The 25,231-nt window shown below is 67.9% G+C and carries 20 protein-coding genes; 9 read left to right on the plus strand and 11 right to left on the minus strand.

The window, feature by feature from the left end:
* The first annotated feature begins 198 nt into the window (after positions 1-198).
* The 4 genes from katE (at position 199) to AB4Y35_RS21505 (ending at position 6,025) form a co-directional block, all read left to right on the plus strand.
* Positions 199-2,295, plus strand: coding sequence for a catalase HPII (gene katE, locus AB4Y35_RS21490; protein WP_368705834.1), 2,097 nt, complete (start codon positions 199-201; stop codon positions 2,293-2,295).
* Between the two features lie 24 nt (positions 2,296-2,319).
* On the plus strand, positions 2,320-3,141 hold the full coding sequence (locus tag AB4Y35_RS21495) for a CHAD domain-containing protein (protein WP_368705835.1): 822 nt from the start codon (positions 2,320-2,322) through the stop codon (positions 3,139-3,141).
* A 103-nt stretch (positions 3,142-3,244) separates the two neighbouring features.
* Positions 3,245-5,038 carry a thiamine pyrophosphate-requiring protein gene (locus AB4Y35_RS21500; RefSeq protein ID WP_368705836.1) on the plus strand — a complete coding sequence of 598 codons (1,794 nt, stop codon included), beginning with the start codon at positions 3,245-3,247 and terminating at the stop codon, positions 5,036-5,038.
* Positions 5,039-5,059: 21 nt separating this feature from the next.
* Entirely contained in the window at positions 5,060-6,025 is a 966-nt protein-coding gene (locus tag AB4Y35_RS21505) for an NADP-dependent oxidoreductase (RefSeq protein WP_368705837.1), read from the plus strand.
* Positions 6,026-6,040: 15 nt separating this feature from the next.
* Here AB4Y35_RS21505 and AB4Y35_RS21510 read toward each other — a convergent pair whose 3' ends face one another.
* Positions 6,041-6,478: a CBS domain-containing protein gene (locus AB4Y35_RS21510; protein WP_368705838.1), complete on the minus strand. Its 438-nt coding sequence runs from the start codon at positions 6,476-6,478 to the stop codon at positions 6,041-6,043.
* Between the two features lie 299 nt (positions 6,479-6,777).
* Between AB4Y35_RS21510 and AB4Y35_RS21515 the strand changes: the two genes are divergently transcribed.
* The gene (locus tag AB4Y35_RS21515; RefSeq protein ID WP_368705839.1) at positions 6,778-8,565 is read left to right on the plus strand and encodes a glycoside hydrolase family 15 protein; all 1,788 of its coding nucleotides are present in this window, start codon (positions 6,778-6,780) and stop codon (positions 8,563-8,565) included.
* 24 nt (positions 8,566-8,589) lie between these two features.
* On the opposite strand, the gene AB4Y35_RS21520 is transcribed toward AB4Y35_RS21515, so the two are convergent.
* Entirely contained in the window at positions 8,590-9,327 is a 738-nt protein-coding gene (locus tag AB4Y35_RS21520) for an MgtC/SapB family protein (RefSeq protein WP_368705840.1), read from the minus strand.
* 171 nt (positions 9,328-9,498) lie between these two features.
* Here AB4Y35_RS21520 and AB4Y35_RS21525 point away from each other — a divergent pair, with 171 nt between their 5' ends.
* Complete coding sequence (locus AB4Y35_RS21525) at positions 9,499-9,798, plus strand: hypothetical protein (protein ID WP_368705841.1); 300 nt, start codon at positions 9,499-9,501, stop codon at positions 9,796-9,798.
* A 73-nt stretch (positions 9,799-9,871) separates the two neighbouring features.
* Here the strand turns inward: AB4Y35_RS21525 and AB4Y35_RS21530 are convergent, their stop codons facing one another.
* The 8 genes from AB4Y35_RS21530 to AB4Y35_RS21565 form a co-directional block, all read right to left on the minus strand.
* Complete coding sequence (locus tag AB4Y35_RS21530) at positions 9,872-11,170, minus strand: cytochrome c (protein WP_368705842.1); 1,299 nt, start codon at positions 11,168-11,170, stop codon at positions 9,872-9,874.
* Entirely contained in the window at positions 11,167-11,616 is a 450-nt protein-coding gene (locus AB4Y35_RS21535) for a hypothetical protein (RefSeq protein ID WP_368705843.1), read from the minus strand. The genes AB4Y35_RS21530 and AB4Y35_RS21535 overlap by 4 nt, the downstream gene beginning before the upstream one ends.
* Positions 11,613-14,267, minus strand: coding sequence for a cytochrome c oxidase subunit I (gene ctaD / locus AB4Y35_RS21540; protein WP_368705844.1), 2,655 nt, complete (start codon positions 14,265-14,267; stop codon positions 11,613-11,615). Before ctaD ends, AB4Y35_RS21535 begins: the two co-directional genes overlap by 4 nt.
* A gap of 1 nt (position 14,268) precedes the next feature.
* Entirely contained in the window at positions 14,269-15,288 is a 1,020-nt protein-coding gene (locus AB4Y35_RS21545; protein ID WP_368705845.1) for a cytochrome c oxidase subunit II, read from the minus strand.
* Positions 15,289-15,453: 165 nt separating this feature from the next.
* Entirely contained in the window at positions 15,454-15,606 is a 153-nt protein-coding gene (locus tag AB4Y35_RS21550; protein WP_176732830.1) for a DUF6496 domain-containing protein, read from the minus strand.
* Positions 15,607-15,666: 60 nt separating this feature from the next.
* Entirely contained in the window at positions 15,667-17,328 is a 1,662-nt protein-coding gene (locus tag AB4Y35_RS21555; RefSeq protein ID WP_368705846.1) for a GMC family oxidoreductase, read from the minus strand.
* The gene (locus tag AB4Y35_RS21560; protein ID WP_368705847.1) at positions 17,318-17,989 is read right to left on the minus strand and encodes a gluconate 2-dehydrogenase subunit 3 family protein; all 672 of its coding nucleotides are present in this window, start codon (positions 17,987-17,989) and stop codon (positions 17,318-17,320) included. Before AB4Y35_RS21560 ends, AB4Y35_RS21555 begins: the two co-directional genes overlap by 11 nt.
* The gene (locus AB4Y35_RS21565; protein WP_368705848.1) at positions 17,986-18,918 is read right to left on the minus strand and encodes a hypothetical protein; all 933 of its coding nucleotides are present in this window, start codon (positions 18,916-18,918) and stop codon (positions 17,986-17,988) included. Before AB4Y35_RS21565 ends, AB4Y35_RS21560 begins: the two co-directional genes overlap by 4 nt.
* A gap of 151 nt (positions 18,919-19,069) precedes the next feature.
* On the opposite strand from AB4Y35_RS21565, the gene AB4Y35_RS21570 reads away from it, so the two are divergent.
* From AB4Y35_RS21570 to AB4Y35_RS21580, 3 genes are all read left to right on the plus strand, one after another.
* Complete coding sequence (locus tag AB4Y35_RS21570) at positions 19,070-20,059, plus strand: chemotaxis protein CheB (RefSeq protein ID WP_368705849.1); 990 nt, start codon at positions 19,070-19,072, stop codon at positions 20,057-20,059.
* Between the two features lie 76 nt (positions 20,060-20,135).
* Positions 20,136-24,215 (plus strand): CheR family methyltransferase, encoded by a 4,080-nt coding sequence (locus AB4Y35_RS21575; protein ID WP_368705850.1) that lies wholly within the window; start codon positions 20,136-20,138, stop codon positions 24,213-24,215.
* Positions 24,216-24,249: 34 nt separating this feature from the next.
* Positions 24,250-24,843, plus strand: coding sequence for a recombinase family protein (locus tag AB4Y35_RS21580; RefSeq protein WP_368705851.1), 594 nt, complete (start codon positions 24,250-24,252; stop codon positions 24,841-24,843).
* Here AB4Y35_RS21580 and AB4Y35_RS21585 read toward each other — a convergent pair.
* A complete protein-coding gene (locus tag AB4Y35_RS21585; RefSeq protein ID WP_368705852.1) occupies positions 24,836-25,174 on the minus strand; it encodes a hypothetical protein in 339 nt (112 codons plus the stop codon). The two genes, AB4Y35_RS21580 and AB4Y35_RS21585, sit on opposite strands and share 8 nt — an antisense overlap.
* Between the last annotated feature and the right edge of the window lie 57 nt (positions 25,175-25,231).

The raw sequence follows: 25,231 nt of genomic DNA on the forward strand, positions 1-25,231 counted from the left end.
TCGATCGCGTTGATCCCCGCAGCCATCGTGTGCTCCCGTTCACGCGTTCCTGATTGCGGGCAGGCGCGCAAATCGCGTGCCGTGGGCATACGCGCCCCATGCGCGATTGCAACGGCACATCGCTTGCGCTCCGGGTGGTGTCGGCGCTCGCCTTCAAAGTGTGGCGAGCCGTTCGGAACACTAACCAGGAGCCACCCCATGACACAACACAAACGCCCTCACGGCAAGCATCAGCCCACCGACGCGAAATCGCAGAGCCTCGAATCGTTTCGCGCGCATGCGGACGGCGAGGCGCTGCGCACCAACCAGGGCGTGAAGATCGCCGATAACCAGAACACCTTGCGTGCGGGCGCGCGCGGCCCTTCGCTGCTCGAAGACTTCATCATGCGCGAGAAGATCACGCACTTCGACCACGAACGGATTCCCGAGCGCATCGTGCACGCGCGCGGTTCCGCTGCGCACGGCGTGTTTCGCGTGTACGAGTCCCAGGCCGAACTCACGCGCGCGGGCTTTTTGCAGGACCCCGCGAAGGAAACGCCCGTCTACGTGCGATTTTCGACGGTGCAGGGCCCGCGCGGCTCGTCGGACACCGTGCGCGATATCCGCGGCTTCGCCACCAGGTTCTACACAGACGAGGGCAACTTCGATCTGGTGGGCAACAACGTGCCGGTGTTCTTCATTCAGGACGCGATCAAGTTCCCCGACTTCGTGCATGCCGTGAAGCCCGAAGCCCCCGACGAAATGCCCACGGGCGGCACCGCCCACGATACGTTCTGGGACTTCGTCTCGCTCGTGCCGGAGAGCGCGCACACGGTCATCTGGGCCATGTCCGACCGCGCGATCCCGCGCAGCCTGCGCACCATGGAAGGATTCGGAGTGCATACGTTTCGCTTCGTCAACGCCAAGGGTCACGCGCGCTTCATCAAGTGGCACTGGCGCCCCGTGCTGGGCTCGTACTCGCTGCTGTGGGACGAAGCGCAGAAGATCGCGGGCAAGGACCCCGACTTTCACCGGCGCGACTTGTGGGAAGCGATCGAGCGCGGCGACTATCCCGAGTTCGAACTGGGCGTGCAGGTCATCGAAGAGAGCGACGAACACAAGTTCGACTTCGATCTGCTCGATCCGACCAAGCTCGTGCCCGAAGAAGAGGTGCCGGTGAAGATCATCGGCAAGATGACGCTCAACCGTAACCCGGACAACTTCTTCGCGGAGACGGAACAGGTCGCGTTCCATCCGGGCCATATCGTGCCGGGCATCGATTTCACGAACGACCCCTTGCTGCAAGGGCGCTTGTTCTCCTATACCGACACGCAGATCAGCCGCCTTGGCGGCCCGAACTTTCACGAGATTCCGATCAACCGGCCGGTCTGCCCGTACCAGAACAATCAGCGCGATGCGATGCACCGGCAAACCCTCAACGTCGGCCAGGCTTCGTACGAGCCGAATTCGGTGAGCGGCGGGTGGCCGAAGGAAACGCAGCCGAAGGACGGCGGCTTCGAAAGCTACCAGGAACGCATGGACGGCGTGAAGATCCGCGTGCGCAGCGAGTCGTTCGCGGATCACTTCTCGCAGGCCACGATGTTCTACCACAGCATGTCGGAGCCGGAGAAGGCGCATATCAAGGCCGCCTATACCTTCGAACTGGGCAAGGTCACGAAGCCGGAAATACGCGAGCGCCAGGTCAACGCCATTCTCGCGAATATCGACGCGGACCTCGCCTCGAGCGTGGCGCAGGCGCTCGGCTTGCCAAAGCCAAAAGCGGGCGCGAAGCCCGGCAAGCCGCGCACGGCCAGTTCGCCCTCGCTCAGCCTGCTCAATCGCGTACAGCCCGGCATCAAGGCGCGCAAGATCGCCTTGCTCACCGCGCCCGGCGCGGACCCCGCCATGCTCACGCGGCTGCGCGATGCCTTTGCGCTGGAGGGCGCAACGGCGCTCGTCATCGCGCCCACGCTTGCGCCGATCGGCGATATTGCGCCCGATGCGACCGTCACCGGCATGCCTTCCGTCATGTTCGATGCGGTGTTCGTCCCCGGCGGCGAGAAGGCCACGGAGGCGCTCACGCAGTCGGGCGATGCGCGTCACTTCGTGCTCGAAGCGTTCAAGCATCTGAAGGCGATCGGCGCGGTCGATACGGGGCGGCTCGTGCTGTCCGCCGCGCAGCTGCCCGATCACGCGGACGGCGTCGCGAGCGGCGACGAAGCCGAACTCAAGCGCGTGCTCGAGGAATTCATCGAAGCGGCAGGACAGCATCGCGTGTGGTCGCGCATGACGCAGACGCTGGCGGTGCCGGCGTGAGCGCGTGTGGGAGGGAAAGTTCAAATGGACAAGCCAGGGACACGACCGAAAAACGCGCGCAGCGACGCGCAATCGCAGTTCTCGCGCTATGCGCAGCCGCTGGTGCACGAGGCGCTTGGGCGTGTCGCCGCGCTCGACACCGAGCCGGAGACGCTGCACAGGCTGCGCGTCGCGTTGCGGCGGCTGCGCACGCTGTTGTGGGCGTGGCGGCCGCTACTAGGGGGCACGCGGGTCGAGCGGCAGCGCGCATTTCTCAAGCGTGCGGCATCGGCCGCGGGCGAGGCGCGCGATTGGGACATCGCTGTCTCGCTGCTGGGCGAGGACGGCGCGCTCGCGAACGAGCGTCTTTCGTCGGTACGACACGCGGCCCGCGAGCATGCTCGACAGACGCTTTCTGCCGCCGATCTCAAGCACGCGCTGCGCGACATGCTGCATGAGGTGAACCGGGCGCTGAACACGTCGCCACGCCGCACGCCGCTCGAGCGCCTCGCGCGCGAACGCGTGCGCGTGGCGCGCCGGTCGCTGGCTAAGCGCATGCGGCGAGCGCGCCGCGCAAAACGCCGCGATTATGCCGCGTGGCACGAGGTGCGCAAGGGGGCGAAGCGCCTGCGTTATCTGCTGGAGTTCTTCGGATCGATACTGCCGCGCCGCGAAAACCGGGGTGTGAAGTCGCTCAAGAAACTTCAGGATCGTTTCGGCGGGCTGAACGATGCGGTCGCGAGCGAACACCTGCTCGCGCAGCATCGCGAGATCTTCGCGGACGGTGCGAAGGCCGATGCCGCGCTCTCGGCGCTGCGTCGCGAACGCAAGAAGCGCCGGAAAAAAGCGGCGAAGCTGCTCGATTAAGGGGACATGAAAGCCGCCAGTCTCGCCCGGCTCCAGGTTCGGCGTTTGCGCGGGTGACGCCAACACGGCAAACGACTCGGACCATCCGCAAGGAGAACGGCACATGGCGACCACCACAGTGAGTGACTTCATCGTCGAGCGGCTGCACGAATGGGGCGTGCGGCGCATCTACGGCTATCCCGGCGACGGCATCAACGGCATGTTCGGCGCGCTGCAGCGCGCACACGGCAAGATCGAATTCGTGCAGGCGCGCCACGAGGAAATGGCCGCCTTCATGGCGAGCGCGCACGCCAAGTTCACGGGCGAGCTGGGCGTGTGCATCGCCACGTCGGGGCCGGGCGCGGCACACCTGCTCACGGGGCTCTATGATGCGCGGCTCGACCACATGCCCGTGCTCGCCATCGCGGGCCAGCAGGCGCGCGCCGCGCTCGGCGCGCATTATCAGCAGGAACTCGACCTCGTCTCGATGTTCAAGGACGTGGCGGGCGCCTACGTGCAGCAGCCCAGCGTGCCCGCACAGGTGCGCCACGTGGTGGACCGCGCGGTGCGCATCGCGCGCTCGCGGCGCACGGTCACGGCCATGGTGCTGCCCAACGACCTGCAGGAACTGGAGTACGAGCCGCCCGCGCGCAAGCACGGCACGGCGCATTCCGGCGTGGGCTACAGCGCGCCCGAGGTGGTGCCGCGCGAGGCGGACCTCAGGCGCGCGGCCGAGGTGCTCAACGCGGGCAACCGGGTGGCGATACTGGTCGGCGCGGGCGCGATGCATGCCGGCGACGAGGTGGTCGCCGTGGCCGAGCGCCTGCACGCGGGCGTCGCGAAGGCACTGCTCGGCAAGGCCGTGGTGCCCGACGACATTCCCTGGGTGACGGGCAGCATCGGCCTGCTCGGCACCAAGCCGACCGACGAGATGATGTCCTCATGCGACACCTTGCTGATGGTCGGCTCCGGCTTCCCGTATTCGGAATTCCTGCCGAAGGAAGGCGACGCGCGCGCGGTGCAGATCGATATCGACGCGGGCATGCTGAGCGTGCGCTATCCGATGGAGGTGAGCCTCGTGGGCGACAGCGCGGCCACGCTGCGTGCGCTCCTGCCGCTGCTCGAGCAGAAGAACGCCACGAGCTGGCGCAACCGCCTCATCCATGCGGGCGAGCGCTGGCAGCGCGTGCTCGAGGACCGCGCGCACGCGGCGACGAGCGGCAAGGTGAACCCGCAGCGCGTGGTGACCGAGCTGTCGCCGCGCCTGCCCGATGGCGCGATCGTCACGAGCGACTCGGGCTCGTGTGCGAACTGGTATGCGCGCGACCTCAAGATCCGGCGCGGCATGATGTGTTCGCTGTCGGGCGGTCTCGCCTCGATGGGGGCGGCGGTTCCGTACGCCATCGCGGCGAAGTTCGCGCATCCCGAGCGGCCCGTGATCGCGCTCGTGGGCGACGGCGCCATGCAGATGAACAACATGGCCGAACTCGTGACCGTGGCGAAGTACTGGCGCCAGTGGGCGAGCCCGCGCTGGATCTGTTGCGTGTTCAACAACGAGGACCTGAATCAGGTCACCTGGGAGCAGCGCGTGATGCAGGGCGACGCGAAATTCGAAGCCTCGCAGGACATTCCCAACGTGCCGTATCACCGTTTTGCGGAACTGGTGGGGCTCACGGGCATCTACGTGGACAACGCGGAGCAGCTGGGCGACGCCTGGGAGCAGGCGCTCGCCTCGCCGCGCCCCGTGGTGCTCGAAGTGAAGACCGATCCCGACGTGCCGCCGCTGCCGCCGCACGTGACGATCGAACAGGCGCGCCATTTCGCGCGCGCGCTCATGGAAGGCGACCCGGACGAGGGCGGCATGATTGCCAACACGGCGCGCCAGGTGATGGCGAGTGTCATCCCGGGCAAGAAGTGATGCGTGCACAAGGAGCCATCGATGGACGCTGATATTCCCGAGACGATGCTCGCGTGGCGCGTGCCGCGCTTTGGCGGCGTGGAGTCGTTGCGCGAGGAGAGCCTGAGCGTGCCCGAGCCCGGGCACGGCGAAGTGCTGATCGAAGTGCAGGCCGCCGCGCTCAATCCCGTCGATCTCAAGACGCTGCAGGGCCGCTATCCGCTCGTTACCGAAGGCGACTTGCCCTATACGCTCGGCCGCGATGTGGCGGGCGTGGTGGTGAGCAGGGGCGAAGGCGCCCAGGCCTGGCCGCAAGGCGCGCGCATCTGCGCGTTCGTGGGCCAGGGACCTGGCGCGTTCGCCGATTACGTGGTGGTCGACGCAACCGCGCTGGCGGCCGCGCCCGCCACCTGTGCCGTGGACGCGGCGGCCGCCATTCCGCTGGCCGCGCTCACGGCGTGGCAGGGGCTGTTCGAGCACGGCAAGCTGCAAGGCGGCGAGCGCGTGCTGATTCAAGGCGCGAGCGGCGGCGTGGGGCGCTTCGCCGTGCAGTTCGCGCGCCATTGCGGCGCGCGCGTCGTCGCGACGGCCTCGGCGAGCGAACGCGACGCGCTATTGGCGCTCGGCGCGAGCGAAGTCATCGACTACCACGCGCAGCGCTTCGAAGAGGCAACGGGCGAGGTGGACCTCGTGTTCGACCTCGTGGGCGGCGAAGCCCAGCACCGCTCCTGGCAGGTCGTCAGGAACGGCGGGGCGATGGTCTCGACGCTGGGCGAACCTTCGCAGGCGCAGGCGAGCCGCCACGGCGCGCGCGCCGCGCGCTACACCGCGCGAGCGGACGGCGCGCAGCTCGCCCATATCGTCGATCTCGTGGAGAAAGGCGCCGTGAAGGCCGAAGTGGTCGAGCGCTTCGACTTCGATCACACGCCCAGGGGCTTCGAGCGGCTCGCCGGGGGACATCCGCACGGCAAGCTCGTGGTGATGCGTCAGTGGCACGACGCGCTTTGATCGCGTTTTGCGCTATCACGCTGCGCGGACGCGGCGCTGCGAGATGTCCTCGAGTGTATTCGTGAGGCGTGCGCGCTGGACGCCTGCGCAGCGCGTGGCGATATCGCCGATCGAGATCGCGCCGACCATTTCGCGCCGGCGGTTCACGACCGGCACGCGGCGCACCTGCGCCTCGGCCATGCGGCGCTGGACGGTATCGACGTCTTCGTCGTCGTAGCACCATTCCACGCCTACGGTGGCGATGCGCGAGACGGGGTCGTGCGGCGCACGGCGCGCCGCCAGTGCGCGCACGGCGATGTCACGGTCGGTCACCATGCCGACCACGCGTCCGCTGTCGCAGACAGGCAGGGCGCCGATATCGTGATGCTGCATCAGTTCGGCGGCTTGCTGGATCGTCGCGGCGGACCCGATGCTCACCACGTCGCTCGACATGATTTCGCGTATCTGGCTCATAGGCACCTCCGATTGTGTTCCTCCGTTGACAAGTACGGCAACGAAACACTGGAGCGCGCATCGCGCGTGCCGCGCGCCGCCAAAAACCGCATGCCGCAGCCTGAAGGCGCGCTGCGCACGCGTTTCAAGCCTTACGCGTAATTGATGCAAGTTGGCGCGTGGCCCACTGCAACGCGAAAAGACGGTACGCAGCCGTCGCAAAGGGACGCGCCCTCATTGTGCTTGCGAACCTTTCGGGAATCCGAAGTGCTCGCACAGGTTCGATCGCGCCCATTCGTGCGCGGATGGCGCTAAAGTCCATGACCCGAACACGCCTCATCGAAGATTACGCATTGCTTGCCGATGGTTGCAGCGCGGCGCTGCTCGCTCGCGACGGCTCGATCGACTGGCTCTGCTGGCCGCGTTTCGACAGCGAACCCTGCTTCGCCGCGCTGCTCGGCGGCGAAGCGGATGGCCACTGGCGCCTTGCGCCCGCCGATCCGGCGAGCCGCGCGAGCCGCAGCTACCAGCGCGACACGCTCGTGGTCGAAACCGGCTGGGAGGGCGAGCACGGCAGCGCGCGTGTGACCGACTTCATGGCGGCCGATAGCAGCGAGGCGTGCATCATGCGCATCGTCGAAGGCACGCACGGCAGTGTGGATATGCACATGATCGTGCAGCCGCAAGGCGCCGATGGGTCCGCTGCGCGAGCCGCGATAGACGCAAACGGCGCGGCGACCGTGCACGCTGCGTGTGGCCCATTGACCTTGCGCGCGGAGGTGCCGTTGCGCGTTCACGCGCAGGCGCTCAAGGCCGCGTTCACCGTGCGCGCGGGCGAGCGCTTCGTCTTCACGCTATGCCAGGGCGAGGCCGGGGGCGTCGATCCGGCATCCGCGGTCACGGCGCTGCACGACACGCAGCGTCACTGGCGCCGCTGGATCGACCACTTCGACAACGATCGCACGCTCTGGCCGCAGGCGGTGCGGCGCTCGCTGCTCACGCTCTATGCGCTGGTCTACCGCCCGACGGGCGCGATGGTCGCCGCGCCCACGACGTCCTTGCCCGAGGCGCCGGGCGGCGAACTCAACTGGGACTATCGCTATTGCTGGCTGCGCGACGCGAGCTTCGCGCTGGAAGCGCTGCTCGAAGCGGGCTTTCACGACGAAGCGCGCGCCTGGCGCGACTGGCTGCTGCGCACGATCGGCCACGTGCGCGGGCACATACACGTGATGTATTGCGTGGATGGCAGCCACGTGCCGCGCGAGCGCGAGGTCGAGCACCTCGCGGGCTGGCAGGGCGCGCGGCCCGTGCGCTTCGGCAATGCGGCGTGCACGCAGTATCAGCCGGATGTGTTCGGCGAGGCATTCGATTGCCTCTACCTCACGCGGCGCGCGGGCATCGTCGCGGCGCAGGAGGAAGCCGAACTCGAAGCGCGCCTGATCGGCTGGCTGCTCGATCATGGCGGGAAGCAGGGCTCGGGAATCTGGGAGACGCGTGGCCACGCGCGCCACTACACGCTCTCGCGCGTCATGGCGTGGGTCGCGCTCGACCGCTTCATCAAGCACTGGTGCGAAGATGGTCCGGGCATGGGCGACCCGCAGGTGCAACGCGCGCTGCAGATGCGCAAGGCCCTGCACGAAGAGGTCTGCGAACGCGGCTGGAACGCGCGGCGCGGCGCCTTCGTGCGCGGTTACGGCGACGAGGCGCTCGATGCGAGCGTGCTCCTCATGCCGCTGGTGGGCTTCATGCAAGCCGACGAGCCGCGCATGTCGGCCACCATCGATGCAATTCGCGCCGAGTTGGGCGAAGGCGGGCTGATTCGTCGCTGGCGCCGCGGGGGCGACGAAGCGCCCGACGAAGGCACCTTCCTCGCGTGTTCGTGCTGGATGGCCGACTGTCTCTACCTGCGCGGCGACAAGGACGAGGCCGTCGCCCAGTTCGAGCGCGTGCTCGCCGTGGCCAATGACGTCGGCTTGCTCGCCGAAGAATATGACGTGCGCGCGAAAAGGCTGGCGGGCAATTTTCCGCAGGCGCTCAGTCATCTGGCCGTGGTCAAGACGGCGATGCTGCTGAGCGGATCGGCGCAAGGCCATCGCCGCGCCAGGTGAGGCCGCGCGAGCGCATTGCCAGGCTCATCGCTCGATCGACCACGACGCTTCTTCGTGTACCCGCGCGACGAGCGACGAAAGCGCGGTTTCCACGGCGTCGTCGCCGGGGGGCGCCAGCCAGCGCACTTCGAACGACGCATCGAGGCGCTGGTGTGACGCCGTTTCCGCCGTGTGATGCGTGACGCCGAGCAGCACCACGCGGCAGCGGCGTCCTCGCAACGCGTCGTCGAGCAGCTTGCGGGCGTCGTCGCCGGCATCGTGGCCCAGCGTGATATAGGCGCGTCTGCCGCGCGGCAGCCGATGCTCGATGTGCTCGAGCGTGTGCAGCACGACGAGGCCGAGCAAGGTGCCCGCAATGGCGAGCACGTATTGGCCGCCGCCCGCGCAAAGCCCGATCACCGTGACGTACCACATGGTCGCCGCGGTCGTGACGCCTTGCACGAGTCCGTCCTTTCTCAGGATCGACCCCGCGCCGATGAAGCCCACGCCCGAAAGAATGCCGAGCGGCAGCCGCATCAGGTCGAGCGTCACAAAGGAATCCTGAGGTTTTCCATGCAGCACGAGCAGCACGTTCACCTGAAGCATGGCGAGGCAGGCGGCGAGGCACACGAGCAAGGTCGTGCGCAGCCCGGCCGCGTTGCCCGACTCGCCGCGATTCAGGCCGATCAGCGCGCCGGCCACGATGGCCACGATCAGCCGGGCCGCGAAATCGGGCCAGGTAACGACGAGCGGCATCGGGTTCATGAGTGCGGCGGGGTTCATCGCGGGCTCGGGCCAGAGTGACGCAAAAGCGCGCGCAAGCCGTATGCCCTTGCGCTGCGGCAGTCGCTTGCGGGTGTGGCACACCCTGTGCGGGATGAAGGGCGCGCGCGCGGGTGGTATTCAGCATGGCCGCCCGTTTTTCCATCCCGACGATGACGAGGAAAGCTAACCATGAAGCCACGACACTATTTCATTTCTGCACTAGCGAGCGCGGCCCTTGCCACATCGGGTTTCGCGCTCGCACAGGGTTCGGGCGGCGGCAGCAGCGGCACGAGTCCGGGCGCTGCAACCGGCGGCGCGAGCGAGGTGTATCCGGCGCAGACGCAAGGCGTCGAGCAGAATCCTTCCGCGACCGGTACGACGCACAAGACTACCCATCACAAGAAGCACACGAAGAAGATGTCCAAACAGATGAACGACACGACCAACACCCCAGGTGCGGACGCAAGCAGCGACACCAAGGGGCAATAAACTCGTCAGATAGCCCCTGATCCACATGGCGCGCGGTCGTTCGCAACCGCGCGCCATGTGGTTAAGGACGTACTCAACGGTGGATCGCGCCGCGCAGCCGCGTGACTTCGGCGGGCGCGATGGGCGGGGCGTTGTTGCCCCACGCGCCGCGCACGAAGCTCGCCACCTGGGCGACTTCGCTGTCCGTGAACTGCGTGCGGAACGCGGGCATCTTGCGCGGCGTGCCGCCGTTGCTCGTTTGCGGACTCTGGCTGCCTTCGACGATGAGGCGCAGCACGCTGGTCGCGTCGGACGAGAGCGCGAGCGCACTGCCCGCAAGCGGCGGCGCCTTGTCGGGTTTGCCGGCGCCGTCGGCGCCGTGGCATTTCGCGCAGTACGAGAGATAGAGCCCGGCGCCGGGCCGCTCTGGCGTGCCGCCGTGCAATGCCGCCATGGTCGAGGCGCGCGCGGCGGCGGAATCGGCATACTGGCCGCTCGCCTCGCGTGCGGGCAGCGACTTCAGGTAGGTGGCGATGGCGCGCAGATCGTCGTCGCCCAGGTATTGCGTGCTCGCGCCCACCACGGGCGCCATGGCGCCGAACGCATAGGCGCGGTCGTTGTGGCCGTCGCGCAGGAACGCGGCGATCTCGTCGGCGCTCCAGCGGCCCAGGCCGCTGCCGGGGTCGCCCGTGAGATTCGGCGCGTACCAGTGGTCGGTCACGCCGCCCGTGAGGTAGAGCGGGCTGCTTTGCGTGTAGCCCATTTCGTTGTAGGCGGGGCCGCGCGGCGTGTGGCACGCGCCGCAGTGGCCGAGTCCCTGCACGAGCCACGCGCCGCGATTCCACTGCGCGGAGTGCGCGGGGTCCGGTTCGAAGCGGCCATGTTGTGCGAACGCGAGACGCCAGATCAGCATCACCCAGCGCTGGTTGAACGGAAACGGCAGCTGCGTTTGCGGCGCGGCGTTCGGCACCGGCTTCACGCCATACATGAAGTACTGATAGAGCGCGTTCACGTCGCTGGCGTGGAGCGCCGCAAACGACGGATAAGGCATCGCCGGATAGAGCCGCTTGCCGTCGCGTGCCACGCCGCGCTGCAAGGCTGCGGCGAACTGCGCGGGCGTGTAGTCGCCGATGCCGTGCACGGGGTCGGGCGTGATGTTGCTCGCGTAGATCGGACCGAACGGCGAATTGACGGCGAGACCGCCGGCGAAGGGTTCGCGTTTGGCGGAGTCGTGACACGAAGCGCAATCGCCCGCTTTCGCGAGCTTTTCGCCGAGTGCGATCTGGGCGGCGTCGGGCGGCGGTTTCGTCGTCGCGAACGGCTCGTCGCGGTGACAGCCGGCGAGCAGCACGAGGGCGGCGAGCATAACGCTCGAACAAGCGCGGGCGTTCATCGCAACGCTCCGCATAGCCGTTCGAGCGGCAACGCGAACAGCACCGTTATCGTGAACACGAGCGCGATCGTGAACGCCACGGCAACAGCCGTGCTGCTCCACGCGAGAAAGCGGAAGGTGTCGCGCTGCGGCGTGTTGACGGCGGCGCTTTCGCGCCACGTGCGCCGCGCCAGCAGCGCGCCGGTGAGCGCCAGCGCGAACGCGGCGGCGGAGACGAGCGCCAGCGTCCAGTGCACGACCTGCCAGGGCTCGCCATTGCGTTGCGGCACGCCGCCCGCGCAGGCGGTGGCCGCGAGCGTCTGGCAAAACAGCACGTGGCCCGCCCAGATGGCCGGCACGCCAAAAATGCCGTACCACACGGCAACCTGCTGCCGCAGCGTGGGCCTGACGCGCGCGGGCACGGGCGCTGGCGGGGCCGGGGGCGCGGGAGCGGCGGGCTGCATCATCGTCCTCGCATCCAGTAAGGCGACAGATAGAGCACGGAGAAGATGAAGAGCCACACCACGTCGACGAAGTGCCAGTACAGGCCGCCAATGGTGAGCGCCGCATCGCGTCGGCCGTCGAAGTAGCCGCGCGCGATCCAGAACGCGAGCGCGGCGAGCATCAGCACGCCCGCCATCACGTGAGCCATGTGAAAGCCCGTGATCGTGAAGTAGAGCGAACCATAAAGATGCGTCGCGAGCCCGTAGGGCCGGTCGTGCCACTCGAAGAACTGGATCGTGACGAACGCGACGCCGAGCGCAATGCCGACGATCATCGACCAGAACGCGGGCCATGAGCGCGCGCGCCGCACGAACGCGCCCGCGAGCCACACGAACACGCTGCTGGTGAGCAGCAGCGCCGTGTTCAGTCCGCTCATGCCGAGCTTGGGCAGGCCTTCGGGCGGCCAGGGCTGCGCGCTCTGCGAAGCGAGATAGAGGTAAGAGAAAAGCAGATAGCCGAACAGCGCGGTTTCCGTCACGACGAGCGTGAGCACGCCCCACCAGCCGCCCGCATGTTCGCCGGCGCTGCCCACGGGCAGGGCGAGGGTTTCGTCTTCGCTTCGGATCGTGATCGACTCGGCCGCCGTCTCGGCGACTTTGCCGGCGGGCGTGGTGCCTTGCGGCGCGAACGGTTCGCGCTGACCGAGCGAGCGCCGCGGCCACAGCCACGAGAGCAGCGCGAGTCCGCACGCGAGCCCGGCGAGCGCGGTGAACTGAGTCGAATGGAACAGCAGCCCGACGAACACGAGCGTCGAGGCCACGCCCAGCACGAACGGTGCGTAGCTGTCCTCAGGCATCTTGAGGATCACATCGGGTTCGCCCGCGAGCGGCGTGACGCCGAGCGCCTCGCGTCCGCGATGGAGCAGGTAGCCGGGGCGCGGCACATTCGCATCGGGCTGCCAGAGCGGGTCTCGCGAGCGCACGCTCGGCAGGATCGCGAAGTTGTACGGAGGCGGCGGCGACGAGGTCGCCCACTCGAGGCCCGCCGCGTTCCACGGGTTCGCGCTCGCGCGTGCGCCGCGCCGCGCGCTCACGAGTGCATTGCCGATGAACATGGCGATGCCGATGGCGAACACGAACGCGCCGATGCTCGTGAGCAGGTTGGCCGTATCCCAGCCCATGCCTTCCGGGTACGTATAGATGCGCCGCGGCATGCCGAGGAGCCCGGAGATGTGCATCGGAAAGAAGCCCAGATTGAAGCCGACGAACGTGACCCAGAAGGTCCACTTGCCGAAGCGCTCGTGCATGAGCCGTCCGGTGAACTTGGGGAACCAGTACGTGAGGCCGCCCAGCACCGGAAACACGTTGATGCCGAGCAGCACGTAATGGAGGTGGGCCACGACGAAGTAGGTGTCGGTGAGCTGCCAGTCGAGCGGCACGGCGGCGGTCATCACGCCCGAAACGCCGCCCACGGTGAACATCAGCACGAAGCCCGCAAAGTAGTAGAACGGCGTCTTGAACACGGGCCTGCCGGTCCAGATCGTGGCGATCCACGCGAACACGGCAATCGCGCTAGGCACGGAAATCACCATGCTGGCCGCGCCGAAGAAGGCCAGCGCGAGCGGCGGCAGGCCCGTCGCGAACATGTGATGGAGCCATACTTCGAAGCCCACGAGCATGGTCGCGACCGTTGAGAGCGCAACGGCCGCGTAGGCGACGATCGGGCGGCGGCAGAACGTGGGCAGCGCGTCGGACACGATGCCCATGGCGGGCAGCACGACCACATAGACCCACGGGTGCGCGAAGATCCAGAAGAGGTGTTGCCACAGCAGGGGGCGCCCGTCGGCGGAGATGTCGAAGAAGTGCGCCCCTGCGTTGCGGTCGAGCCAGAGCATGAGGAACGCGAGGCTCACGGAGGGCACGGCGAGCAGATTGGCGGCCGAAGCCGTGAGCGTGCCCCAGACGAGAATCGGCAGACGCGCGACCGACATGCCGCTTGCGCGCATGCGCAGGAACGTAATGACGAAGTTTCCCGCGCCCACCGTGGTGGAAATGCCGAGCAGCACCATGCCGAGCGCGTAGACGTCGATGTTCGGCCCGGGGTCGTAGGCGGCCGTGGAAAGCGGCACGTAGTTGAACCAGCCCGCATTGGCACCCTGTCCCGCGGGAAAGCTCGCGTAGAGCAGAATGCCCGCGCCGAGAAAGACCCAGTACGACAGCGCGTTCAGACGCGGGAACGCCATGTCGCGCGAGCCGAGCACGAGCGGCCACAGGTAGTTCGAAAAGCCGCTCAGCACCGGTAGCGCGTAGAGAAAGATCATCGTCACGCCGTGCATCGTGAAGAGCTGGTCGTACTGCTGGGGCGTGAGCAGCGTTTCGTTGGGGCGCGCGAGCTGCGCGCGCATGATGAGCGCCTCCACGCCGCCCAGCACGAGGAATACGAATGCCGTGACGAGGTAGCGGATGCCGATGGTCTTGTGATCCACCGTGGAGAGCCAGCCGCGCCAGCCGGGGCGCGTTTCCCAGATCTCTTCGAGGCGGCGCAGCGTGGCTTCGTCGAGCGGCGCCGTACCCGTTTCCGGCACGCGCGAGAGGCGCCCCGCACGCGGGCGGCGCGGCACCGTCGCGCTGGCGGGACGGTCGGAAGCGGCAGGAGAGGCTGGGATATCGTTCATGTCATTGGAGTGTGTCGAGCCACGCGCCGAGGTCGCTCGCCTCGGCGGGGGTGAGGGCAATGTCGGGCATGAGCGATTCGGGCTTGCGCTGCTGCGCATGCGCGACCCAGTCGAGCCGGTTGACGGACGTGTTGGCGAGCGTGCCCGCGGCGATCAGGCGCCGCGAGGCGAGATGCGTGAGGTCGGGCGCCTGCATGCCGCCCGACTGCGTGCCGCGCACCGCATGGCAGCCGCCGCAGCGCGCGGCGAACAGCTGCTCGCCGCGCTGCGCCGCGCCGCTTTGCGCAGCGGCGGCGGGCTGCTGTTGCGCCTCGAGCCAGCGCGAGAAATCGGCGGGGGCCTGCGCCACCACTTCCATGGCCATGTGCGCGTGCTGGGGCCCGCAGAACTGCGTGCACTGCCCGCGCCAGACGCCGGGACGGTCTGCCTCGATCCACTGGTGATTGACCTGGCCGGGTATGGCCTGCGTCTTGCCCGCGAGCGCCGGCACCCAGAACGCGTGCACGACGTCGGCGCTCTGCAGATCGACGCGCACGGGCTCGCCCGTGGGGATATGGATTTCGTTGGCGGTCTCGAAGCTCGCGCCCGCCGGCGTTCGATAGGTCACTTTCCACCACCAGTCGTAAGCCGTGACGGTCACGGTGAGCGAGGGCGCGCGCGGCGGGTCGGCCACGGCGGCCAGCACGCGCAGCATCGCCACGAGGGCGCCCAGCAGCAGCAGCGAGGAAATCGCGGTGCCGACGGCAACGATGCGGTTCGCCGTGCGCTCGCCTTGCTCGTCGGCGACGTTGGTTTGCGACAACGCTTCGCCTTGCGCCGCGCGACCGCGACGCTTGCGCCGTATCGCCAGATAGAGCAGCCACGCAATGACGATGCATACCCCCACGCACAGGGCGGCGAGGCCCCAGTCGAGTGCCTGCACCGGACCCGATGCGGGGCCCGCGCTGTGCAGGAAGTAGGCGAGTGGGGTCATGAGCGGCGCAGCAACGTAGGCATCCAGAATGTTTTTTCGCTTGCGCACCGGGCATGCCCGTGCGCGCCGCTTCGCTGCGCGAGCCAGGCATACGCGCTGCGCAATCCCGGCATTCCCGCTACGCGCTCTTCCGAAGTTGGCGAGGATGGCTAACTAACCCGGCACGGAACCCGGTGCGCAATGAAAGACGCGCCGCATGCGCGGCGCGCCGGATCACTTCTGGTTCTTCTTTGGAATCTTCGCGCCGGACTTGCGCGCCTGGTTCAGCGCAATGGCAACGGCCTGCTTCTGCGACTTGCCTTGCTTGACTTCCGTCTTGATGTTCTTCGAGATCGCTTCGCGAGTTTTTCCCTTGCTGAGTGGCATGGCGGCCTCCTTTTGAAAAACCTCTGCGTCAACGCACAATGCGTGCCCGCGCGATGATCGTCAAAGCTCGCCGCGCGCGGCCAGCGCCCGGATGCGGTCGGCGGTGCGGCACGCAACGGCCTGAATGGTGAGCGACGGATTCACGCCGCCCACGGTCGGGAACACGGAGCCGTCGCAGATCCACAAATTCGGGATGTCCCACGAGCGGCAGTCCGCATTCACGACGCTCGTTTGCGCGTCGCCGCCCATGCGCGCCGTGCCGTTCAGGTGGCAGGTGTCGTCGTCCTGGGTCCAGATGTCGCGCGCGCCCGCCGCGGCGAGCGCGCGGCTCATATAGTCCAGCGCGTGGTTCACGAGCCGGCGGTCGTTCTCGCCCATCGACCAGGTGACGCGCGCCACGGGGAGGCCGAGCGCGTCTTTCTCGTCGGCGAGCGTCACGCGGTTGCGTTCCTGCGGCAGCGTCTCGCCCACCATCTTGAGGCCCGCCTGATGGTTGTACTTCGTCATTTCGCGCATGAGCGGGTCGCCCCACAGGCCGCGGCTCGTTTGCGTCGCCGTCCAGACGAGCGGCAGCGGACCCTGGCTCATGTAGCAATAGCCGCCGTGAAAGTCCTTGCCGGCGTCCTGATAGTTCCAGTGTTCGGTGAGCGCCAGCGAAGGCGGCCCCTTGTACCAGCGGATCTCGTCGTCGAATGCGCCCCACGCGGCCTGGTTCGTCTGCACCATGAGATTCTTGCCGACGAGTCCCGAGCGGTTCGCGAGGCCTTCGGGAAAGCGTCCGTTCGCGGAGAGCAGGAGCAGGCGCGGCGTTTCGATCGCATAGCCCGCCACGACCACGTTGCGCGCGCGCTGGAAATGCCAGCGCCCCTCGCGATGAAAATGCACGCCGGCGGCGCGCCCCAGCGCGTCGGTTTCGATGCGGCCCACCATCGCGAGATCGCGGATTTCGGCGCCCGCGCGCACGGCGCGCGGAATCCACGTGACGAGCGCGCTCTGCTTGGCGTTGGTCGAGCAGCCCGACACGCAAAAGCCGCGATAGACGCACTGGTGCGCGTCGCCGCGCGGCGCGGAGAGCGTCGCGAGCGGCGTGGGCGCCCACGGAATGCCGAGCGCCTCGCAGCCGCGCGCGAGCACGAGGCCCGCGCCGTTGATTTCATGCGCGCGATACGGATAGCGCGGACGTTTGGGTCCCCACGGATAGTTCACCGGCCCGGAGATGCCGAGCGCCTGCTCGACTTCGGCGTAGTAGCGCCACATCTCGCGCCAGTCGAGCGGCCAGTCCACGCCGTAGCCGAGCTTCGTGCGCGATTGAAACCATTCGGGCCGAAAGCGCAGCGAGACCATGGCGAAGTGCACGGTGCTGCCGCCCACCGCGCGGCCGCTGTTGTTGCTGCCGAGCTGCAAGGGGTTCTCGCCGTCGCAGATGCGTTCGTCGGTCCAGTAGAGTTTGGCCTGATGGGTCTCGTCGGAGGCGAATTCTTCCAGCGGCCGCCACCACGCGCCCGCGTCGAACGCGACCACGCGAAAGCCCGCCTCGGCGAGCCGGCAGGCGAGCGTCGCGCCCCCCGCGCCGGTGCCGACGATGGCGAAATCCACCGGGTCGTCGAGCGCGTATTCGCGCATGGGCATCCAGCCGCCGCGACGGAACACGTCGGGCGCGCGGCCGTGCTTGCCGCGCGGCGCCTCGCAGGCGTCGGTCAAGTTGGCGAGATCAGCGCACACGGTCGTTCTCCCTGCGGGCGGCCTCGTGCGCCGCGTCGCTCTCGTCGGCGGCTTCGACGGCTTCCCACGGATCGCGCCGGTTCGTATAAAGGCGCACGTAGCCGCGCGGATTCGCCGGACCGCCAAAGCCCATCGCACTCCACGCGAGCGGGTGCGACCAGTAGGCGGCGCTCACATCGTGCAGCACGCGCTTCTTGAAGAACACGTCGCAAGGCATGGCGCGCCAGGCCCGGCTGTGCAGTTCGCCACGCTGCATGCGGGCGACCAGCGCGCGCCGCCGTTCGTCCTGCAACTGCGCGAAGTGCTCGCCGTAGGCCTTCACGCTTTCCGCATCGAGGGCGGCGAGCCCCGTCTCCCAGGCGGCGCGCAACGGCGGCAGGCGGGCGTCGCGAAAGCCGTCGCGGCGGTCGTCGAGCAGCTTGCCTTCCACGAGCGCGGCGACCGGTACGCGCGGGGCGGGCTCGCCGTGGGCGTTGCCGGGCTGCGGGACGATCGTGTCGCACAGCGCCACCAGCGTTTGCCAGTGCGACGGACCGAGATAGCGCGCCCGGTTCGGTGTGTTCAGGCGTGACTCGATCACCGCGCGTGTGGGGGCGTCCCACGAAGGCGTGTCGCGTTTGGCGAGCACGTCGTAGCCGGGATAGGTTGGCGTTCGGGTCATCGTTCGGTCTCCCGCATGCGTAACGCGGCGAGCCCGGCGAGCGCGAGCGCGCTGAAGGCGGGCGGCGCGGGCAGGGGCGGCCCCGCGAACAGGTTTTGCGACCAGTTGCGCCAGCCGCCCTGCGCGCGCGCCACGCCGTTCGCATGAAAGCCGAAGCCCGCAAAGCCGAGCGCCGCCGTGAGCCGCAGCCAGAAGCGCGCGAACACGCTCGCGCGGGCCGCATGGCGGGGCGGGGCCCACGCCGCATGCGCGAGCAGCGCGCTGCTCACGGGCACGATGGTCACGGGCGCATACATCGCCGGATGCTGGAATGCGCCGCGAAAATGCAGCAACGCCGCTTCGGCCGCCGTGCCGAGCAGCCCCGCGCCGGCCACCAGCGCGAGCGCCTTGCCCGCGGGCATGCCGAACAGCCGCGGGTCGTGCCCGGGCTCGTCCCGCAACTGCTCGGCGACCGCGCCCAGCACGCCGGAGAGCACCAGCGCGAAGGGCGCACCCGCCGGCGCGCCGTAAAAGGCGTTATGCCAGCTGAATCCGCCGGGCCGTTTCGTCACGTTGTAAAGATGGAAGGCGGTGCCCGTCACGCCGGTCGCGGCGCTGGTGAGCTGGACCGCATGTCGTAGCCGGTGCGAGGCGGCGCGCCGGTCCGCGCCGCCATGCAGCGCCGCGGCGAGCGCGCAGAGCGCCACGGCGGGCGGCAGATACATCGCACGGTTTTCGAACGAGCCGCGATAGTGCTCCATGGCGCTGTCGGCCAGCACGGAGAGCGCGAGCAGCGCCGACCCATGATTGAAGCTGCGCGCCGCGGCCACGTGCTTGCCGCTCGCACGCGCGTGCGCCGATTCGCGCAGGTTGCGCGTGGACCAGATCGCGAGCGCGGCGCCCGCCGCGACGCTCGCCATGGCCGCGGCGGCGCGCGTGGATTGTATCATCGGTCTGCCCTCCGTCCCGGTTCGTCAGTCCCAGACGAAACAGCAAGGCAGATGCCGTGGCACCCGCGCCCGTTCTCTGCCACCCGTGCAGGCACGGCAATTGCGCCACACGATTGATTAACCCCAATTCACCCGCCAGCCTGGACACAAATTGATCTACCGAGACTTCATCGCCATAGGCACATCGTCGGGCGGCGTCGATGCGCTTCGAAGTCTTGTGTCCGGGCTTCCGCCCGACTTGCAGGCGACGGTCGCGATCGTGCTCCACGTGGGCAGCCATTACAGCCATCTGCCGTCGCTACTCAGCAGCGCAGGCCCGCTGCGCGCGGTGCATGCCGAGGACGGCGAAACCTGGTCGCCCGGCCGGATCTACGTGGCGCCCCCCGACCAGCACATGATCGTCGAGGGCACGCGCCTGCGTCTCGTGCATGCCGCGAAGGAGAACTTTGCCCGCCCGGCCATCGACCCGCTGTTTCGCAGCGTGGCCTCGGAACTCGGGCCGCGCGGCATCGGCGTGATCCTCACGGGCCTGCTCGACGACGGCGCGTCCGGCCTCGAGGCCATCCATGCCTGTGGCGGCACCGGGATCGTCCAGGACCCGTCCGACGCCTTCGCCAGCGAAATGCCGCTCAACGCCGCGCCTTTTGCCGACTACATCCTGCCGATCGCGGGCATGGCCCACCGGCTCGTGGAGTTGACGGGCCGCGTGCCGCCCGCGACGGCCGACGAAATCCTCGCGAGGCGCCGCAGCGCCGAACTCATCAGCACGGAGCAGCGCGCGTGGCGCGAGGGCAACGGACTGGCCGGCGATCTGAACCGCATCGGCACGCCTTCGACGTTCACGTGTCCCGAGTGCAACGGCACGCTCTGGCGCCTCGACTACTCGCGTCTGCTGCGCTACCGCTGCCACACGGGCCACGCCTATACGGCGGCCTCGCTCAACCGGGGCCGTAGCCGCGACGTGGAGCGGGCGCTGCGCGACGCGCTGCGGGCGCTGCGCGAGCGCGAATCGATGAGCCGTGCCCAGAGCGAGCACTACCGGCAGTGCGGCGACCGCGATGCGCAACAGCGGGAGGACGAAACCGCGCGGCGCGCGGGCGATGCGGCAGGACTATTGCAGTCGATGCTCCTGGAGGGATAATGTCGGCGCAGCACACGCGGCCTGCGGGACGCGCTGGTGCGAACGCTATTCATTCCATCTTCAGGACCTGGCAACCATGCCGAAACGACGTGGCCATATGCCCCGCAGCCAGACCAACTATCCGATCGTCGGTATCGGCGCATCGGCGGGCGGCCTTAGCGCGCTGCTGGCCTTCTTCGATTCCCTGCCTTCCCACACCTCCATGGCGTTCGTGGTGGTCGTCCATCTCGCGCCCGACCACGAAAGCAGTATGGCCGCGCTGCTGCGCAAGGCGACCAGCATGCCCGTGACGGAGGTGACGAGCCCGACGCCCATCGAGCCCGACCACGTGTACGTCATCACACCGTCACTCGATCTGGCGATGGTGGACGACTATCTGCGCGTGTCCCCCAGTCAGCCCCAGGAGGGCCGCCGCGCCGCGATCGACGTGTTCTTCCGCACGCTCGCCGAAACGCATCGCGAGCGCGCCATCGGCATCGTGCTCTCGGGCGCGGGCTCGGACGGCTCCGCCGGCCTCTCGCGCGTCAAGGAAATGGGCGGCATCACGTTTGCCCAGGATCCCTCGGAAGCGGAATACGACAGCATGCCGCGCAGCGCCATCGCCACCGGCATGGTCGACTTCGTCATCACGGCGGCGGAGATGCCGCAGCGGCTGATGGACCTCTGGTCGACGACGAAGGAAATTCAACTGCCCGTCGCCGAAACCGAAGAGCGGCGCGAAGAGCATATCAACGAGGCGGCCGAGCGGGCGCTGCGCGAGATCATGATCATCCTGCGCACGCGCACGGCGCACGATTTCCGCCACTACAAGCGCGCCACGGTCCTGCGCCGCATCGAACGGCGCTTGCAGGTCAACGGCATCACCGACCTGCAGGCGTATCGCGACCATCTGCATCTGCATCCCGAGGAAACCCAGGCGCTGCTGCAGGACATGCTCATCAGCGTCACCAACTTCTTCCGCGACAAGGAAGCGTTCGACGTGCTCGAGCGCGAAGTCCTGCCGCAGCTGTTCGAAGGGCGTGGCGAACAGGACCGCATCCGCGTGTGGTCGGTGGGCTGCGCCACGGGCGAGGAGGCCTATTCGCTGGCGATGCTGCTCCAGGAGCGCTCGCTCAAGTCGACCGAAGGCACCTCGTTCCAGGTCTTCGCAACCGACATCGACGAACGCGCGATTTCGTTCGCACGCACGGGCCTGTTCCCCGACTCGATCCTCGCCGACGTCACGCCGGCACGCGTGCGCCAGTTCTTCTCCAAGGACGCCGCGCATTATCGTGTGAAGAAAGAACTGCGCGAGCACATGCTGTTCGCGCATCACAACGTGCTGAGCGATCCGCCGTTCTCGCGCCTCGACCTGATCTGCTGCCGCAACCTGCTGATCTATCTGGATCGCGAAGCGCAGATCGAAATCCTCAAGATGTTCCACTTCGCGCTGCGCCCGGGCGGCGTGCTGTTCCTCGGCAGCTCCGAGTCGGCGGACAGCGTGAGTTCGATGTTCACGGTGGTGGACAAGCGCAACCGCATTTACCGCGCGAACATGGCGGTGCGCGGCGACACGCCGGTGCCCGTGGCGATTTCCGGCACGATGAACGCGCGGCCCGTGGTCGCGACCGTGCAGCCGCCGGGGCGCCGCCGCTTTTCGTTCGGCGACCTGCACCAGCGCCTCGTCGAACAGTACGCGCCGCCTAGCGTGCTGGTGAGCCGCGATTCGGAAATCGTGCATCTTTCCGACCGCGCGGGCCGCTTCCTCCAGTATTCGGGCGGCGAGCCTTCGCACAACATCGTCGCCGCCGTGCGCCCGGAATTGCGGCTCGAACTGCGCACCGCGATCTACCAGGCGCTGCACACGAACCGCAGCGTCGAGGCGCGGCGCGTGCGTCTGGAGCGCGACGGGCGCTCGTATTTCGTCAACATGACGGCGCGGCCGGTGCACGACCCCGAGGCCAACGCCGACTTCGTGCTGGTGCTCTTCGACGAAGTCGAAGACAGCATGAGCGGGGCGGAAACGGTTTCCGTGGACGTGCAGAAGGACCCGATCATCACGCAGCTCGAACGCGAACTGCAGCGCACCAAGGAGCAGCTGCAGTCGACCATCGAGCAGTCGGAAACCTCGACGGAAGAACTGAAGGCGTCCAACGAGGAGCTGCAGGCGATCAACGAGGAACTGCGCTCGGCGACCGAGGAACTCGAAACCAGCAAGGAAGAGCTGCAGTCGATCAACGAGGAGCTCACCACCGTCAACGCGGAGCTGAAGTCGAAGGTCGAAGAGACCAGCAAGATCAACGACGACTTGCAGAACCTGATCGCGGCGAACGATATCGGCACGATCTTCGTGGACCGCAACATCTGCATCAAGCGCTACACGCCGCGCGCGACCGACGTGTTCAGCATCATTCCCTCGGATATCGGCCGCTCGCTGCTCGACATCACGCACCGGCTCGAATACGACAAGCTCGCCGACGACGCCGCCGAAGCCTTCGACTCGCTGCGCCTGATCGAGCGCGAGCTGAAGAGCAACGACGGGCGGTGGTATCTCGCGCGCTTCGTGCCGTACCGCACGACCGAAGACCGCATCGACGGCGCGGTGCTCTCGTTCATCGACATCACCGGGCGCCGCCAGGCCGAAGACCAGTTGCGCGAAGGCGAGCGGCGCATGCGCATCGTCGCCGAGGGCACGAAGGACTACGCGATCATCACGTTCGACGACGAAGGCTACATCACGAGCTGGAACGCGGGCGCGGAACGCATTTTCGGTTATACGGAGGCCGAAATGATCGGCCAGTCCGCCGATCTGCTCTCGACCGAAGAAGACCGTGTGAACAAGGTCGCCGACCGCGAGTTCGCGCTCGCGCGCCAGCACGGCCGCACCGACGAAGAGCGCTGGCACCTGCGCAAGGACGGCACGCGCTTTTTCGCGAGCGGCGTGCTTTCGCGCCTCGACGAAGCGGGCGTGAGCGGCTTTGCCAAGATCGCGCGCGACCTGGGCGAACTCGTGCCCGCGGACGCGGACCTGCGCGACGCCACGCTCGAACAGGTGCGCGACGCCGGCGAGCGTGACGGACAGCGGCGCCAGGACGAGTTTCTCGCCGTGGTGTCGCATGAACTCAAGCATCCGCTCAATCTGATCTCGGCGAGCGCGGAACTCATTGCGCGGGCGCCGGAAACGCGCCAGAGCCTGAACCTCACGCGCGCCGCGGACACGATCCGGCGCACCGTGGTGGGCCAGGCGCAGATCATCGACGACCTGCTCGATATTTCGCGCGTGCGCACCGGCAAGCTCTCGGTCATGCGTTCGGCGGTGGACATGCGCGAGATCGTACAGCGCGTTTGCCACGCCGTGCAGTTCGAGGCGCAGCAACGCGGCATCGTGCTGAACGTCTCGATCGCACAGACGCCAGTGATCCTGCACGCCGACTTCACGCGCATCGAGCAGATTGTCTGGAACCTCATCAGCAATGCGATGAAGTTCACCAATCGCGGTTCGGTGAGCGTCTCGCTGGACGTCGCCGACGACGAAGCCGTGCTGCGCGTGAAGGACACCGGCACCGGTATCGAACCGGCGCTCCTGCCGCATATCTTCGACATGTACAAGCAAAGCCGCCAGTCCGCTGCGCGGCGCTCGGGTCTCGGCATTGGCCTTGCGCTCGTGCGGGAACTCGTGACGATCCACGGCGGCAGCGTGCGCGCGGAGTCACAGGGCCTCGGGCGCGGCGCGACGTTCACGGTGACGCTGCCGATGCAGCGTTCGTTCGCGCATGCGGAAAGCCGCGACGGCGCGGCCATGGCGTCGCTGCAGGGGCTCCATATCCTGATGGTCGACGACGACGCCACCACAGTCGAAACGTTCAAGCTGCTGCTGGAGAGCGAGGGTGCGAACGTGCAGACGGCCACGAGCGGCGAGGAAGCGCTGACGCTGCTCAACGGCAACGCGCCGGATCTCGTGCTCTCCGACCTCGGCATGCCGGGCATGGACGGATACGAGTTCATCGGCAAGCTGCGTTCGCAGCCCGCGCTCGAATCGGTGATCTGCATCGCGCTGAGCGGCTTTGGCCAGGAGGCCGATGTCGAGCAGTCCGAGCAGGCGGGTTTCGACGCGCACCTCAAGAAGCCGGTGATGCTCGAAGACCTGCTGGCGACTTTCGCGCGCTTGCGACGCTAGTTCGCGCGCCTCCGGGCGAGTACGGGAGCCACGTGTGCAACGGACGTTTTTCTACATCAACGGCGCAAGCGAGGGCGAGTTTCCCGAGCGGGAACTGATCCAGCTCGACAAGGCGGGCTACACGGTGGCGCTCAGCCGCGTGGCCATGGACGCGGTGGCGCCGTATGTGGCCGCCGCCGAACGGCCCGCGTTGACGAGGCTGCTCGGACGCATCGATCCCGAGGACGAACTCGTGGTTCTGCAGCTTTCCGCCCTGGGCTGCAACGCGCGCGACGTGCTCGCCACGCTGCTCAACTGCCGCAAGGGAAAGATTGGCGTGCGCTGTGTCGAACTGGGCGGCGTCGATCTCACGGGGCGCCCCGAGCCGCAAGCGGTCAAGATGCTGCGCGCGGTGGTGCGCATGGAGGCGGCGACGCGCAGCGAACGCAGCCGCAACGGCCTAAAGGCCGCGCAGCGCAGCGGGCGCCCCACGGGCAGGCCCGCCTCGCTCTCGGCGCACGACCGCGCGCGCGTGATGAGCTCGCTGGGCAGCGGGCTCTCGGTGAGCGAGGTGGCGCGGCGCTTCGGCACTTCGCGGCAGACGGTCCTGCGCATACGCGCCGCCGCGGGAACACCGGTTCTCAAGTAACCAGCGTATAAGGGTCGGCTTCCAGCGCGACGCCCGCCCCGCGTATCACCTGCATGTAAGCGAACGTGTCACCCACTGCCGCGCTGGCTTGCTCCGCGAGACTGCGCACATCGGCCGATTTTTCGGCGCTCGCCATCATGGATTCGAGCACGGCTGAATCCGCGAAGCCGTGCGCGGCCGCTGCACTGAGCACCGCATCGAGGATACGCCGGGCCGCCGCTCGGGCATCGACCGATGCGAGCGGGGCACGGTAGGCGAGAAAGCCTGCCATCAGCAGAAAGTCCGCTGGGCTGATACGGTGGCCATTGCCAACCGGCACGCCTTCCGGCATGTCGTGATATCGCGACATACATCGCCTCCCGGTTTGGAGCGCTGTGAATGCTGCTGC

Source organism: Paraburkholderia sp. EG286A, from assembly GCF_040965375.1.
Lineage (GTDB): Bacteria > Pseudomonadota > Gammaproteobacteria > Burkholderiales > Burkholderiaceae > Paraburkholderia.